Source organism: Subdoligranulum sp. DSM 23681, assembly GCF_057005535.1.
This window is the reverse complement of record NZ_CM168050.1, coordinates 1,390,986-1,405,999: the sequence shown is the minus strand read 5'-3', so window position 1 is coordinate 1,405,999 and position 15,014 is coordinate 1,390,986. Positions and strand designations below refer to the sequence as shown.

The window sequence follows — 15,014 nt, the reverse complement described above, 5'->3', positions numbered from 1 at the left end:
CAGGCTATAAAAAAAGAGCAGGTACCCTGGTTGGGGGCCTGCTCTTTTTTGGGATTAATGAGAGGCAGTCTGGGCGGGGAGGGCAATTTGCTCCAGCAAAATCCGCGCTACATCCTCCACACAGCGGGCGAAGTAAAGACTGACGTTGGCTTTCTCCAAGGCACTGCGCAGATCTTCCGTCAAATGGACTCGGTTGTCCTCCGGCAGAATCAGGTGGCGAATCAGGGGCTGGCACCGCAATACAGCATCAATTTTCTGGCGTATGCCGCCGACGGCCAGAATTTGGCCGTGGAGAAGGAGCTCGCCTGTGGCGGCTACAGCCGGTAGCCGGAGATTTTTGTACGAAGAAAAAAGGGCGATAAATTCCGGCAGCCCGGCGCTGGGACCGTCCCGGCCGGTACCGGCGTCCATGGCCAGGAGCATGGGGCGATACTTCTGACAGGCTACTTGTGGAGCCAGCAAGTAGGCCAGATTGGCAGAATCCAGCATAGTGGCGCTGGATCCTAGCCCGAAACTTTGAGGAGGGGTACCCGGTGGGGCGGATGAGGCCTGAACGGGGGTCACTACGCCGGAGCCATCCGTACAGGCGGCCAGGGCATAGGCCATACCTGGCCCCGGCCGGCATGCTGGCGGCGGGTAATAGGTAGGTGCTCCCAAAATAGCGGTCAGAGCTTTTTTGTCGCTGCTGGGAACCCAGCCGCTGCGGTAGGCGGAAGTCAGCTTTTGCAGCGCTTTCTGTATGTCCCGGCAGCCGCCGCTGGGGCACCACCAGTGTACGATCTGTTCGCAGATCTGTTTCTCCAGAGCAGGTTCGCCGGGCAGCTGGCGGTTCCACAAAAATGCGCATAACTCTGCTTTTTCCGGCAAGGTATAGCTGGGCATCTTCAGAATGATCAGTCTGTCCAGCAGCGGACGGGGGAGGGGCTCCAGGCTGTTGGCTGTCAGAATCAACGGACGCTGGCGCAGATCCATCGCTCCCAGGGCGTTGTCGAGAAAGATGCCGCTTTGCAGGAGATCCAGCATGGCAAAACATACCTCGGGGGAGGCCTTGTCCACCTCGTCCAATACAAACGGTCGTTGTTCACCTTTATCTTGGGTGATTTTCCGGGCAATTTCCCCCGGAACCGAACCGTGCAGCTTGCCGCTGCCGCTGAGCAGGGATGGCGTCATGTGTGCCATATCCAAATGTACCACATCCTTATACCCCATGGCGATGGACACGGCGTGGGCGAGGCTGGTTTTGGCACAGCCCGGTGGGCCTACCAGCAAAAGTCCCTTTCCCTGGGGATTCACAATCCACTGGACGATGGCGTCTTTTTGGTGGGACAGTCCTAAGATATCGCGATCCAGCGAGGCGTGCAGTTCCTGCGGGGCAGGGATCGGTTTGGCAAGTGGGATGCTATCCAACATCATTTGCAGCAGCCGGGCGGCTTCCCTGCGTTCGTGGGCAGAGGATGTGTCCGGGTCGGCGCTAAGAAGATCCACATGGGCCTGGGCCAGCTCCCGGGCAGAGGGCAGCAACTGATCCTGGTGGCGAAGGTACCGGCTGATCAGACGCTCCTCCGGCGTCAGAGAAGGCGTTTTGAGGATGCGGTTGACTGTTAGCACCGAGATTTCCTCGGCGGGATTGCTGGCAGCAACCACCCGATCCAGCAAGTGCACCGCCTTTGTCAATGACAGGGGCGCATAGCTCAGAACCAGGGTTTCAGCCGCCGGGCGTGTCAGGTTGCCCTGCGATGCTCGCGCTTGCAGGATCTGAATTTTGTCTTCCACTGAATAATCCTCGGTTAAATCAATACTGTACTGGAAAAGCCCCTCAAAGGAACGGGCAAGTTCCCGGGGGAGATGGTGCACCACCACAACGCAGAGTTTGGCCTGGAATTCCAGCTCTACGTCGAGAAAACGGTCGCACCAACGATTGCTGGCCAATAAGGTTTCGAGCAGAAAAAAGGCGGAATCCTTATCATCCTTTTTGTGCCAGGCATCATCAACATTTTTCAGGATCAGTACTTGCTTGAACCGCTCGGTACTCACTGAGCCGGCGTTACTTTGATCATACCCCACACTAGATCCTGCCAGGTTCAAGGGCGCGCTGCTGCATTCGACGACACCCAGCTGTGTTTTGTCAACGGCCTGACACAGACGCCGGAGGAGAGTACCTCCTCCATGGCCGGGCGGTGCAATGATCAGTACCAACTGGCGGGAGCCTTTTGCGGCCTCGCGCAAGGCTGTGCCCAGGGTATGCAAGGCTTCCGTCCGGCCCAGCAGAGGCCTGTCAAAGGGCGTGGCGTCGAATGAAAGTTTGGCGGTTTTTGGGGTGTAGCCGTATTGTAAAATTTTGTGTAACCGGATCATCTGCCGGTTGCTGGTGAGAGAGAGACGGGCCAGTTGCTGAAGAGTCTGGCGTATAGCCGGGGGGTAAAAATTTTGGTTTTCCTTGACAAAGTCGGCAATGAGGGACGGATCCTGAGGAATAGGCGGCGGCAGCGTGGGGTCATCCTCCGGGAAGTGCATGGCGTGCTGTTGTAAGAAGCTGTGAAAGGAGGGGGGCTCTTTTTCCTCTGCCGCCAGATCTTTGATGATGACTTCCGCAGCGGGTTTGGGCGGCGGGGTTCGGTGATTTCCTGCCCGTTCCCCAAGCAACCGGGCGGCTTCCGTCCATTCTTCGGCTGTGAGGTGCGGCGAAAGCAGCTGTGGATCTGTTGCGGGCCAGAGGTCTGGGGAGACTTTGGAAGTGGACCCGTCCTCGGACAGGGCGTATACGGCTTTGAAGTGATCCTGTTCCAGGCGAAACAGTAACTGTTCGGCCCGCAAGGTATAGGAACTTTCTCTGTGCAGGGCGCCGAAACAGACAATGGAGTGAGAAGGAACTTTTTCGGCGATATCACGTCCCAGAAGCAGGTTTCCGGAAAATTGCGGGATGCCTCCTTCATACTGCACGGTGCTGAACAATTGCCCGGTGGTGGTGCCAGCTACCCAATTGGGTAATGTGGACGGTAATTTGTAAGGGCTGGCCAGTAGGATTCTCATGCGGGGCTCCTTTCTTTTCTTGCGGGGGGTTATATCCCGTCGGGATAAAGTGCTTTTGTGTAGGAGATAAGTTCTTTCATGGGTTCGTAGAGTTCGGCGCTGCTAGTGCCATTGCTGAAGCTAAGAAGAAAAGTGTAGCCCTCGTCGCAACCGGCAACAAGCCAGGTGTGAAGGCGGTCGCCGCTGCACTGAGCAGTACCGCTTTTGGCGCCCACGGTCACCCGAGTCGTTTCTTCGGTGAGGCCGTACTTTTGGGCGGCGGCGGTGAGCAGGCTTCTGGCCGTTTTCAGCGTGGAGGTGGAGGCAATCGCTTCGCAAAGCACCTGGGGTTGGGTGTCGCTTAACAGATGGGGAATCATCATGGCACCGTCAGAGTTCCAGTATGCTGCATAGGTGGCGGCGAGCTGCAACGGGGTGATGGTGACCTCACCCTGACCGAAGGATGTTTGAACCAATTCCTCCGGGCGCGAGAGATCTCCTATGTTTGATTTCAGGGTGCAAAAATCCAGCGGAAGTGGGCTTCCCCAGCCCACACGTTCCAGCAGATCCGCCAGGGGGTCAGGTCCGCTTTGCAGGACCAGGTTGGCAAAATATGTGTTGGAAGATCGCGTAAAGGCCGTTTCTAAGTCAAGTTGGCCCCAGTTTTCATTATCAAAGTTGTGGATGGTCATGGTTCTGCCCGGAACAACCAGGGGAGTGTTGTCATCGTACAAAAAAGTAATACTTCCTGGACTTTTTCGTTCGGCTTCCAACGCGGCGGTGGTGGTCAGAATCTTCATGGTAGAGCCCGGCGGATCCTGCTCCGAAATGCCCCGCACCAGAAGGGAGCCATCTTCAAGGTTGGCGGCGGCCAGGCTTTCTTCCAGGTGGTTGGCGTCAAAGGGGACGGTACTCTTGGAGGCAAGGGCCAGAATGGCACCGGTGGTGTTTTCCAGCACTATGGCACAGGCGTCTTCGGGAAGAAGGCTATAGGCATATTCCTGCAGGTGGATATCCAGCGTGAGAGAAACATCCTCTCCCCGGAGATATAGGGTGTCGGCGCAGGTTTTCCGCAGGCCGCTGGCACCGAAACGCTGGTTGTTATACCCAATGAACAGGCTGGTGGTTTCGGGATAGAGCAGTGTGCCTTCTTCCCCTTCAAGGTGGCTTTCTGTGAGAGGGATGCCGTTTCTGTCGTAAAAATTGCCCGGAATGGTTTGGGCCTGTTGCTTTTGTTGTTTCAGGTCATGCAGCATGGCGGCGGCCTCGGCGTCCACAACTGGTGCCAACACGGATTTGTACACCAGGGCCCCGCAAAGGAGCAGTGTTCCAGCCCCCATACAAACCTGACAAAGGGAAAAGGCTTTCTTCATAAACGATTTGCGCCTCCTTGGGGAAATTTCCGTTTCCAATTGTATTAAACCATAAATTCCCAAGGAACTGGAGAAAATAAAGAAACCGTCCGCGTTGCCAGAGCAACACGGACGGTTTTGCCGCTAAAACGTTATTTTAAAAATAGAGGGATCAGCCAGAACAGCAACGCACTCACCCCCAGGCCAATGGGCAAAAGAAGGAGGTAGGACCATCCTTTTGTATAAAATGATATTTCATCTAATACTTCTACCAGAATAATAATTATGCCAGCTATAATATAAAAAGGAAATCCCATGAAAAGACGGAATATATCGGGCCACGAAGTTTTTTCTTTGTAAAGGGCAAAACAGGTGATGCCGGAGGATGCAAGCAAGCCCAAGGTTATCAGGATTCCTAGGGACACTGGTTCCCCCCTGGAAAAACGGAGGCAGAGCACCGTAAAGGGAACCGCCGAGAGGAGGGTGACGAAGATGAGGGTTGACAAAAGCAAAGTCCTGATGTCCTTTATTTCCGCGGCGGATTTTTTTTTGTATTCCGCAAACTCTTTGTGCTGCTCACGCCAACGGGTATGCCAGTTGTCTTGTTGAGCGTTTGTCGCGGTCTCTTCCTTTTCCGGCAGTTTTGTGGCTAAGGCAAAGGCAATTTCTGCATCTTTTTCCTTCAGCTGCTGCTGCAACCGCTGGATTTGCTGTTCCGTTTCCTGTTTCTTCCGGAACAACCGCTTGTTCTCTTCCTGCAAAAGCTGTTCGGACTGCTGGGTAGAACTGAAGAGATCGAAATAACCCTCCATCTGGCGACGCATTTTGGCGGAGGATTCTTTCTCCCGGTTCAGTTCCTGTATGAGCTGCTCTTTTTGCCGTGCCAGCAGTTGTTGCTGTTGCTGCAGCTTTTGAGCTTGCTGCTGGATGGTCTGTTTCTGACGGGGGGTAAGAATGGTTTGAGCGGGGGCAGCCAAGCGGCGCTGTTCCAGCGCATCCCGCATGGCCTGGGCCGACTGCCAGGGCCGTTCGCTGGGGATTTTGTTCAGCATTCCCAGCAGGTCGCACAGCAATGATACTGAACAAACGTCCATGCAGGCGTGCTGCAAAATTTCAGTTTTTGCTTCCGGTGCAATCAGGGCGTTGCGCCAGACCGTATACAGGCATTTGGCCAGCACAAAAAAGTATTGGCCGGGGTGACATTCGTTGGTGCGGTACTGCAGGGTTGGATCCGCCGTTTTGCACAGGGTCAGCAACCGTTCAAAGTCGTCGGTGGAACAGTTGCCCCACAAGGCCCAGAACATCACCATGGCCACCGAATACAGGTCGGAAGAGGGGGTGACACGGAAGGGGTGGATGGATAGTTCCGGTGCTTTGAACAGATCCGCCTGGATGCCGGTAGGGGTGGTATCCGACGGGGTGATCATCCGGGTGATGCCGTAGTCCCCCAGGATAAAGTCTACCGAGAGAATCCGACCGTTCTTATCCTGCCTGATGCGCAGGAAAATATTGTTCGGCTTTACATCCCGGTGTAACAGATGGGCGTCAGGCTCCTCCTCCTGAATCAGAAGTATCTGTACCGCAGGGGGAAGTGGTTTTCCACCGGGGGCGATCTGCCCTGCCGGTGCGGCGATATTTTGCCGAGCTTTCAGCGCGCCGTGCCTTCCCATTCCGTCCAGTATCAGCAGGCCGCTGCACAGATCGGAACCCAGCTTGAGCAAGAGCGGCTCATCCAGTTGGCCCTGGCACAGCGGATGGAACTGGTCGGCCATGCAGGGCTGAACAGGCATACCGATCAGCCAGATGATACGGTCATAGTCAAGATTCAGCACTGTGCGTACATTGAGGGAATAGACAAACCGGGTGGGCATCAGGTTGGGGCATTCGGTGGAAAGTACCAGGGTGGCAATCTGCAGTTCGTCCTGGGCTCTTTTTTCAAAATAGCGATATTGGGCCTGGGCTTCCCGGGCTTGTAACTCGGTCAAACGTCCGGTGGAGTTCTGCAGGCAATCGGTGGCAACTTTGTACAGCGGGTCGGTTATTTTTACAGCAAGGGGCTGCTCGGTGTTGCGGTTCTGCACCCGGTATACCGAGGAAAAGCCACCTGCGCCCAGGCAGCCATCCAGTTCCAGCGGACCTAGTTGCGGCACCAAGTTCAGGATCTTTTGAATCTGGTCCTCCGTCAGTGGCTGTACTAGATTGCACCGCTGCCCTGCGGCCAACGCATTTAAGGGGGAAGCTGCCTGGGAGGCTTCGGGGACACGGGCTGTTTTGGCAGGAAAAAATCCCATAGGAGGTTACACTTCCTTTCTCAGGCGGGAGCCTTTGGTGCGGTGAGCCAGCAGGGGAGCTCCTCATAAGGCAGGTTCATGCCCAGAATCACGTGCCGTACAAAAGTTTTGATGCCGTCCCGGTTGTGTGTGCCGCGCAGCATCAGGTAAACGGTAGCCTGCAGCGAAAAAGTGGGATCCCGGTAGTCTTTGGCAAGGTCTGCGCCATCAATGCTCCACCAGGCCTCCAAATTGGGCAGGTCTTCGGGTATTTCCCGGGTGGGGATGAAATCCTTGGAAAGATACCCCGCCTGCACCATCCGTTGCTCAAAGGCCGCTTCGTTGCGCCGGGCAATCTCGTAGCCGTCGAACTGGGCTTTGATCATCTTTACCGCGGAGGGCCAATGGGCAAACATTGATGGGAAGGCGTTGCGCAAGGCCCGCAGCGCCAGTTTCAGCGCGCCCTCCAACCCGCCGGACAGGCCATAGCGCTGGCCCTGGACGTCCATATCAGACAGTCCGAGCGGCGTAAAGCCGCCGGCAAAAAGCAATTGGTCAATGTTTTCGCAGGGCATACCCAGTTTCAGGCCCCACAAGATCACTTCGTCCCGTTCGGGGTAGGTGTGCCGCCGGGGCAAGTTTTTTAGCTGATCCGTCACTCGTTCACCGTCCCACTGCACCCCCTGGTCCACCAGCATTTCCCCTTCGGGGGCGTCGGCAAGCCAGGCGTTCAGGTAATCCAGCATTTTTTCCCGCTGGGTGCGCTGATACCGGCAAAGGTCCCGGCAGTAGGTCTCCAGGTGTGACAGCCAGTTTTGCGGTGTGGCCTGTGTGCTGAGCAACTGGTCGGCCAGCAAAACCTTGGTTTCTGGGGCGGCTGGCTGGCAGACCGGTTGGTTGCCGTCGGGGCCTTGCGTGGCCCAGGTGCAACAGGTCTGGACCAGGCGGCGGTACAGAGGCCCCGGCAGAGGTGGCTGGCCGGCTTCCAGGGGAATTTCCCGGAGCAGGGCACCCACCGGAAGGTTTTCCCGTTGGGCCAGGTATAAAAGCAGCAGGGCGGCGGCATCGCCGGGGGTCTTGGCATACAGTTTGCTGTGCCGCCCCAGACGGCTGAGCTTTTTTTGGGCGTCTTCCAGCGAAACGTTGAAATATAACAGAAGAAGGATAAAGTTTTCCCGGCTGGGCAGGCAGCTGCCATTATACCATTTGGACACGGTGCCCTTGCTTATCTTGAGCGCCTGGGCCAGATCCTGGCTGGTCTGGTTGTGGCGGTTCAGCTCTTCCCGCAACCAGGAAGTAAAACGGTAATCGCCGGTGAAGTCCTGCACAAAATCTCGGTAGCTGACATAGTCCTCCTGCCGGTCCTGGTCGTCCAGGTAGATACGGGAGGCGCCGTTTACACCGGGGTATTCCTCTGCCGCAAAAGAATTATGTGAAATCATGGGTGGGTTCCTCCCTTCTGTTTCGTTGGATTAATCATACCACAAATGCAGGAACGGCTCAATTGCCAAAAGAGGCAGGCGGAAAAAATGAGGAAACCGGACTGCAAAAGAAAACGCGGGAGAATAGAAAAAATGACGTGGGAAAAAGAAAAAAGTGGGGTTTGCTGGCGGGAGAGCCCCGGATGACAGGTTTTTGACCCTCGGGGCGGTGCCGTGCTATAATCAAGAAAAGCAAAACGCCACCAGCCCGACCACGGGAAAAGGAGAACTTGGATGCGGATGTTATGGAAGGATGAAACGGTTCCCGCCCTGCGCCTGAACGTGACGGCGGTCACTTTGAGCGGCCCCCGGGGTGGCAACGATGACCGATATGTGATGGGAACCAAAAATGACCTGCGATTTGCAAGGGCAAAAAGTCAGATGCAGGTATGCGGAGGTGTGCCGTTCTTGGCTGCTGTAGCTGACGGGGTGAGCAGTACCCCCGAAAAAGGAGAAATTGCCCAATTTGCGGTGGAGCGGTTGGGAAAACTGTTCCAGCAGGGGGCTGACCCACACACCTGGCTGCAGGATGTAAACCGGGCGGCATCCAGCTTGTATCTGGATCCCGAAAAAAGTATCCCCACTCCTAGCGGCGCTACTACCCTTTCGCTGCTGGCTTTTATGGGCAGGCGAGTCATCGCTGCCAATGTGGGGGACAGTCCCATCCTGCGTATTCGCGGGGAAGAGATGATGCCTATGTATCTCCCCCATAACCAATATGCGCAGGAATCCCTTCAGAGGGAGTGCGACCAGTGGCAGGATGGCGGCGCGCTGACAAATTTTATTGGTAACCCGTATTACAGCAAAAGCAAAGAATTTTTTATGGAAGAGTTGGTGCAGCCGGGAGATATTTACGTGGTGTGTAGTGACGGAGCCGCTCGGGCGGTAACATGGCGCCGCCTGCTGGACTGCCTGCATACCCGGAAAAAAACCACTGCTGACCAGTTGCTGCACCACTATGCAGATCCTCTGCGGGACGACAGCACGCTGATTTTAATTCGGGTTTTGCCGGCTGCCAACGGTTTGCCGGGGATTTTTCAGCCTGTCCGATTAGTGAAAAAGATAATGCCTTAAAATAGAATAGAGTCTCAAAAAGGAATGACTTTGATGTTTCCTCGTTTTTTTCGGCGAGGTGGCCTGTTGCGATACAATGTAAGCAACAAGGGTGCCTTACCGAAAAAAGGAGGAATTTTTTTATGGTACAGGAAGTGCTGAATGCTATGCTGACGTTAGTGGTTCTTGCGGCGATTGCAGTGGGAGGTGGTGCGCTACTGTTCAAGAAAAAACCGGGCATCTTCAAAAACCCGGTGGAGTCGGTTTTGTCGGACACCTTGGGTAAGAGCGAGGAGTCTTCCGCTACAAAAATCATCACCAATTTCTTTGAACAGAAGGTGTACCTTACCTATTGGGGGCCCCACGGTAAGCAAGTTTTTGAGATTTCCCTGAAAAAAGGAGAGTATTTTTTAATCGGGCGTGGGCCGGAATGCCATTTGATCTTACCGGATCTTTGTATCAGCGGGCAGGAAGCCTTTGTGGGCCGGGATGACAGCGGGTACTACTTGGGTTACCGCGGAAGAAACGGAATGTTCGATGTAAATCATCTGCCACTGGATGAAGTGTCTCTTATCCCTGGGGAAGACAAGGAGCTTTTTCTGGGGGGCGGCCCCGTTCACATTGCGCTGAGCTTTGCGGTGCCCGAAGAAAAGATCCCTGCTGCAGGTTCTCCTTTTGCTCGCAAGCATCCGGTGGCATCAAAGGGGGAATAGGCTGTGATTCGTAGAGCTTTTGTCCGGGTGAGTGCGGTGCATCTTTTTTCGGTCGTTTTGTTCGGGGCGGTGTTGGCAATGGCGGCCGGTCGGGGAAGTACCTGCTGGTTCGTCTGCCTTCCCGGGCTTCTGGGGGGCGGAGCGGTCTTTCTGGCTATGTGCCACGGCCGGGGCGAGGCACTCCTGGCGTGGAGCCTTGTGGCCTTTGCGGTGTTAGTGCAGTCTCTTTTGGGTGATTCCCCCGGCCCCTTGCTGCTTGGTCTTGCCCTGGGGGGGGGTGGTTTGTTCGGACGGTTGATGCGCTTCGGGATGCGCCGGACCATCACCCGCCACCTCCATAGCGGCCGGTGTATGGCCTGTATGGCTGGTGCCGCCATGGCCGTTGTGTACGGCATCCTCTATCTCAACGGTGGGCTGTGGCTGCGGGTGGGGAGTTTCTCCGTACAACTATCCGAAACCGTTAAGCCATTGCTGGCAGTGTTTGTGGCGGGGGTCCAAACCTCTGCCCTTCAGGTACGACAGCGGTATCTGGCACTGCTCGGGTGCGGTCTGATGAATGTCGCCTTGCTGGCCGGGCTTTCGGAATTGGGCACGGCTGCGGTTGTGTGGCTGGCCGTTGTCATTGTCCTTCTTTATTACTACCCGTGGCAGTTCGGCTTTTTTACCCTGGTGGTCTCAGTTGGTGGGGCTTTTGGGGGAGGAGCGGTAGCCTTATTTGTGGCCGAAAAAAATCTGCCCTTACCCGTCCTGTTGAAACGGCTTGTCGACAAGGTGTCATCTAGGGTGACCCTGTTTTTGCATCCCGATCAGGCCGATCCGCTGGGGGCGGGGTACCAGCAGGCCAAGGCGGTCCAAGCGTTGCTTACAGGCGGTTCACTGGGAACGCTGCAGCCAGAAGCGGTTCCGGTTGCTAGTTCGGATTACATTTTGATCGGGGTGGCAGCTACCATGGGTACGTTTTTTGCGCTGCTGGTGATAGGGCTGCTTTGGTTGCTGTACCAATTGTTCTTTAAGGTTGGGGAAAGTCTGAAGAATCCTGCGGTGCAGGCCTTTGCCCTGACGGGGTGGGCTGTTCTCGTGGTCAGCTCCTTGCTGCCCGCGGCCGGATCGCTGGGATTATGCCCCGTGATGGGTATTGCAGTGCCTTTTCTGGCCAGTGGCGGAACGGCTCTGCTTGTGAGTTGTTTGTTTTTGATAGTACCCTTGGCCGAGGCGGGGAGTGTACCTGCGGTATACAGGGGGCGACGGTATCCGGTCTCGAAAGGAGTGTATGATGGAAAAAATGCGGTGGATTTTGATCGTTGCGGCGGTAGTGCTGACCTTTCAGTGGGGGGTGTACCGGAGTCAGCTGACATGGCAAATACCGTGCCAACCTCCGGATCAGGAGATTCGCCTGCATCGGACTGATCTGCCGGGGTTCGGTCCGGTGACTCTGGCCGACCCGGAGGGAATCGTTGTGGTAAAAAAGCTGGGCGGTATAGAGTTCTACGACGTGAACTTTTCCTACTTGGACAACGAAACCTTTGACGAGCACTATGTTTCTGTGCCGGAGCAGGGCGGTGGCAAACTGATCCCCGAGGGTCTATGCAATCCCGGCCAGGTCTACACGGTGAGCCGGGGTAGATCCGGCATGATTGGCGTTTTCCGCTTGGAAAGCCAGATGTTGCCGGGAAGTGGAAAGTTCGAGCGTACCGGAATTGGTTCTGACCGGGATGCAAAGGAAGCCACCAACACCGCCTTCAACTACTTGAAGGCGAATGGCGGCCGCATCAGCGGCTCTATCAGCACATCCACGAAGGACTACATCATCAACTACCAGGACTTGCAAGGGATCGGCATGACAGGCAAGCTAGCGCTGCCTACGCTGATCGCGCTGTGTTCCATCGCTCTTGGAAGACCGGTGCTAAGCTCTACTGCTGTTTTAGGCGAGATCAGTATCAGCGGTACGATGATCAAGGTAGACGAGCTGCCCAACGCTTTACAGGTTTGCCTGGACAGCGGAGCCAAAAAGGTGCTGCTGCCCATGACCTCCGCGACAGAATTGGGGACAGTTCCTGCCGACCTGATCGGCAGCTTCAATTTGATTTTTTACAGCAGCGCCGAGGATGCTGTGTTCAAAGCACTTGGCGTGGAATGAAAAGAGAAGGGAAAGCACCCTCTTTGAGATCCCAATGGTGCTTGTGTTGTGTTTTTGTAGCATACCGGCAGGATAAAAAGCACAACTTTGTCCGCTCGATTCGCTAAAATGAGGAAAAGTAATGCGATATGGTTGCTGTGGAGTGTGAGGAGGCAGAACCCGGAATCATGCAAAACCATAAGGCGTGCGGAAACTTCCGCACGCCTTATGGTTTCTCCTCAAGAAGAAAAGTTGCAATTGCATTTGGATGTTTGTCCACTCACTCCATCCCTTTATAGCCGTTTCGTTCGGCATGGCCGAGCAGATACAAAAAGGCAAATGCCGGGATTCTAAGCAGCTGTTTCCCACTGGGGGTATCATGCGCACCAAAATCATCCATGCGTTTGGTGATAACGATCGCGGATTCTGCGGCTGCACAGTGCTCCACAATGGCAGAATCATTTGGGATCGGCGCCTCTTCACGATATTTCACTTCAATTAGGATGTTGTTGATGTTAGGATAATCTACGACGATATCGATTTCTTTCCCTTTTCTCCCTCCCCGGTAATAGCCGACCCTTGTGGCCTTCTGGTAATAGAAAGCGGCAACATGCTTGTATACTGCGGTTTCCACCATCTTTCCCAGTTCTATTGGGTTGGAGAGAACATCACTGTCCATAAGGACGGCGTTTCGGATAGCTGCATCGGCAATATAGATTTTTGGCTTTGCTTTAAGAATCTTTTTCCCGTCGAGATCTACAGGATAGCTCAAATAAATGAGATTTGCACTTTCCAGATAATCAACGTAGTTTTGCACCGTTTGGCGGCTTACGCCATTCAATTCTTTGGCAATGGTGTCGATGGCGACCACCTCGGAGGACACGGTGCAAAGGTATAGAAAAATTCGTTCCAGTTCTGTTACATTGCGAATATTGTAAAGAGCAGGAAGATCCCGTTTAAGAACTTTATCCACAACATCTTCTCGCATGACCTGTGCGGCAAAAAGGTCATTATCCGCAAGAGCCAGTTCCGGGAATCCTCCAACCTGCAGATAACGGGTAAAGTGCTTCTGTACGACAGACAGTTTGTTCATGATTTGCCCACGTTGCTGCTGGCTGAATCTCAAAAGCTGAGAAGGCTTGATGGCTGGATCCAGCACCAAGCCATCCGAGGCGCCAATTAAGGCACAATATTCATAGAAAGATAGTGTGGGAACTTGGATTACCGTGGAACGCCCTGTTCCACTTTCAATGTTCCCGCGAACGAGGGCGGGACTCGCGGAACCGGTAGCGACAATTTTGGTAGTAGGCTGTGTGTCGTAGAGCGTTTTTAACCACATGGACCAATCTGTAGCGTACTGAATCTCATCAAAGAAATAGTAAACATCTTGGTTGGCGTAGATATTTTCATGATAGCATTCCAAGACATCGTTTAATCCAGCCAGTTTCAACATGGGGTGATCCAACGAAACAAACACGATCTTTTGCGGAGGCACGCCATTTTGCAGCAGATGATGGATCAATTGATATTCAATTGTCGTTTTTCCCACGCGGCGAGCACCGGTCAGAATCACCGTTCGACGGATTGATTTGTTTTCCAAACGATTTATTGCTTCATAATATGCGAATCTCTTATAATTCCGCAATAATTCTGGATTGACAGTACCAGTTGCCCACCAGGGGTTAAACCCTCTTAAAACCTTCAGGATGCCTTCCTTTGTGGTGATTGGCATAGCATTCACCCACCTTTCATTACAAATTATAACTACACCTTGCAATATTGTCAACAATAATGCAATGTATAGATTACATTTATGCGCTGCAAAATGCCACCTATACTTTAAGAATGTGGCGCTGGCTTCAATGTCGTCCAATCCAATTGCGATTAAGCTGGACGATATATATTCAATGAGGGAAAAATATAATTGATATTCTAACAATTTGCTAACAATGATTGTTAGAATGTTAGAATGATGATTAGAAAGTCGGGCTTTGTACCGCTTTGATGCGGCAAAATGGAAGTTAGTTATAATAAATGTCAGCAAATATTCGAAGTATACTTACAAATCTGCGACATCACAGTTTGAAATTACAAGAATCAACAATTCCGTGTGGGTTCTAACTGAAGGGGCAATGATTCTTGCAAATGACACAGGGGGAGCATTTTCCAGGTTGGAAAATGCTCCCCCTGATCTCACCTTCAGTCTTTCTTCTTCGGTCGTCTGGGCTTCGGCGCCACCTCCTCAATCATAGCGTAGTGAGTCTTACTCTTCCTGGTGATCCTGTTATAATCATCCGATATCAGATAATCCAGCAGCCACGTTTTCGGTACCATAAACCGCGGGCGGCGCTGGATGGTGTGCAGGCGGCCCTCGGTGCACCAGTGGCTGACGGTGTGGGGCGTGTAGCCGGTGAAGCGGGCGATCTGCTCCACGGTCAGTACGTCGGGGGCGTCGGCCAGCTGCTGCTCCAGATGGCGGCGAAGCAGCAGGCGGTTGACGATCTCATAGTCGAGAGTGCGGGTCAAGGATACGGCAGGCGGCTTGCGCTGAGGATAATTTTTGTACCACCCGCTGGGAGGAGCATAATGCTCCGGTTCGGTGAGACGGCGGCGCAGGTAGGCGGCCACGTCCACCTTGGCGATCTTGTAGCAGCGGGTGCGTTTGCCGGTGTGGAGGCAGGGCACCAGACCGCTCTGCAGAAGATACAGGAAAGTGCGGGTGCCGATGTGGCAGGCGATGCGAAAGTCATTGCGGCTCATGGGATCGGGATAGGGCGCCAGCAGCGCGTCGATCTCCTCTGCCAGCCGGTCTTTCGTAATGGTCTATTCGATCATGGTCGGATTCTCCTTTGATGAAATTCGGACCCGGAGAAACCGTATCTGTATGACAAGATTCTTGGATTTTGGGGTGATTTTCTCGCCTGTGGGGAAATTCTGCGCCGGGACAAAAGCCAGAACCCGCCCCGGCGGGCCAGATGCTGTGCCGGTTATCTTGCACGGTATCTTGCATTTTTCCCGGA

At 54.2% G+C, this 15,014-nt stretch carries 9 protein-coding genes and 1 pseudogene; 4 read left to right on the top strand and 6 right to left on the bottom strand.

Annotated features, from left to right (window positions below; genetic code table 11):
• Positions 1 to 54 precede the first annotated feature (54 nt).
• The 4 genes from AC127K_RS06580 to AC127K_RS06565 all read right to left on the bottom strand — a co-directional run bounded on the left by AC127K_RS06580 (position 55) and on the right by AC127K_RS06565 (position 8,073).
• Positions 55 to 3,030, bottom strand: coding sequence for a S16 family serine protease (locus AC127K_RS06580; protein WP_483722037.1), 2,976 nt, complete (start codon positions 3,028 to 3,030; stop codon positions 55 to 57).
• Positions 3,031 to 3,059: 29 nt separating this feature from the next.
• Positions 3,060 to 4,382, bottom strand: coding sequence for a penicillin-binding transpeptidase domain-containing protein (locus tag AC127K_RS06575; RefSeq protein ID WP_483722036.1), 1,323 nt, complete (start codon positions 4,380 to 4,382; stop codon positions 3,060 to 3,062).
• A gap of 131 nt (positions 4,383 to 4,513) precedes the next feature.
• Positions 4,514 to 6,652 (bottom strand): serine/threonine-protein kinase, encoded by a 2,139-nt coding sequence (locus tag AC127K_RS06570; protein ID WP_483722035.1) that lies wholly within the window; start codon positions 6,650 to 6,652, stop codon positions 4,514 to 4,516.
• A 20-nt stretch (positions 6,653 to 6,672) separates the two neighbouring features.
• Positions 6,673 to 8,073, bottom strand: a complete 1,401-nt coding sequence (locus AC127K_RS06565; protein WP_483722034.1) for a helix-turn-helix domain-containing protein — start codon at positions 8,071 to 8,073, stop codon at positions 6,673 to 6,675.
• Positions 8,074 to 8,352: 279 nt separating this feature from the next.
• Between AC127K_RS06565 and AC127K_RS06560 the strand changes: the two genes are divergently transcribed.
• From AC127K_RS06560 to AC127K_RS06545, 4 genes and pseudogenes are all read left to right on the top strand, one after another.
• Positions 8,353 to 9,186: a PP2C family protein-serine/threonine phosphatase gene (locus tag AC127K_RS06560; RefSeq protein ID WP_483722033.1), complete on the top strand. Its 834-nt coding sequence runs from the start codon at positions 8,353 to 8,355 to the stop codon at positions 9,184 to 9,186.
• A 122-nt stretch (positions 9,187 to 9,308) separates the two neighbouring features.
• On the top strand, positions 9,309 to 9,878 hold the full coding sequence (locus AC127K_RS06555) for an FHA domain-containing protein (RefSeq protein ID WP_483722032.1): 570 nt from the start codon (positions 9,309 to 9,311) through the stop codon (positions 9,876 to 9,878).
• Between the two features lie 360 nt (positions 9,879 to 10,238).
• Positions 10,239 to 11,285, top strand: a complete 1,047-nt coding sequence (locus AC127K_RS06550; RefSeq protein WP_483722031.1) for an FtsW/RodA/SpoVE family cell cycle protein — start codon at positions 10,239 to 10,241, stop codon at positions 11,283 to 11,285.
• Positions 11,286 to 11,337: 52 nt separating this feature from the next.
• A pseudogene (locus AC127K_RS06545) lies at positions 11,338 to 12,015 on the top strand (S16 family serine protease); the annotation flags it as partial.
• Between the two features lie 259 nt (positions 12,016 to 12,274).
• On the opposite strand, the gene AC127K_RS06540 reads toward AC127K_RS06545, so the two are convergent.
• Positions 12,275 to 13,726 carry an ATP-binding protein gene (locus tag AC127K_RS06540; protein ID WP_483722030.1) on the bottom strand — a complete coding sequence of 484 codons (1,452 nt, stop codon included), beginning with the start codon at positions 13,724 to 13,726 and terminating at the stop codon, positions 12,275 to 12,277.
• 467 nt (positions 13,727 to 14,193) lie between these two features.
• Positions 14,194 to 14,754, bottom strand: coding sequence for a hypothetical protein (locus tag AC127K_RS06535; RefSeq protein WP_483722029.1), 561 nt, complete (start codon positions 14,752 to 14,754; stop codon positions 14,194 to 14,196).
• Positions 14,755 to 15,014: the final 260 nt, after the last annotated feature.

Coding starts and splice junctions, on each gene's coding strand:
- AC127K_RS06580 (WP_483722037.1), bottom strand. CDS start 3,030: ATGAGAATCCTACTGGCCAGCCCTTACAAATTACCGTCCACATTACCC.
- AC127K_RS06575 (WP_483722036.1), bottom strand. CDS start 4,382: ATGAAGAAAGCCTTTTCCCTTTGTCAGGTTTGTATGGGGGCTGGAACA.
- AC127K_RS06570 (WP_483722035.1), bottom strand. CDS start 6,652: ATGGGATTTTTTCCTGCCAAAACAGCCCGTGTCCCCGAAGCCTCCCAG.
- AC127K_RS06565 (WP_483722034.1), bottom strand. CDS start 8,073: ATGATTTCACATAATTCTTTTGCGGCAGAGGAATACCCCGGTGTAAAC.
- AC127K_RS06560 (WP_483722033.1), top strand. CDS start 8,353: ATGTTATGGAAGGATGAAACGGTTCCCGCCCTGCGCCTGAACGTGACG.
- AC127K_RS06555 (WP_483722032.1), top strand. CDS start 9,309: ATGGTACAGGAAGTGCTGAATGCTATGCTGACGTTAGTGGTTCTTGCG.
- AC127K_RS06550 (WP_483722031.1), top strand. CDS start 10,239: ATGGCTGGTGCCGCCATGGCCGTTGTGTACGGCATCCTCTATCTCAAC.
- AC127K_RS06540 (WP_483722030.1), bottom strand. CDS start 13,726: ATGCCAATCACCACAAAGGAAGGCATCCTGAAGGTTTTAAGAGGGTTT.
- AC127K_RS06535 (WP_483722029.1), bottom strand. CDS start 14,754: ATGAGCCGCAATGACTTTCGCATCGCCTGCCACATCGGCACCCGCACT.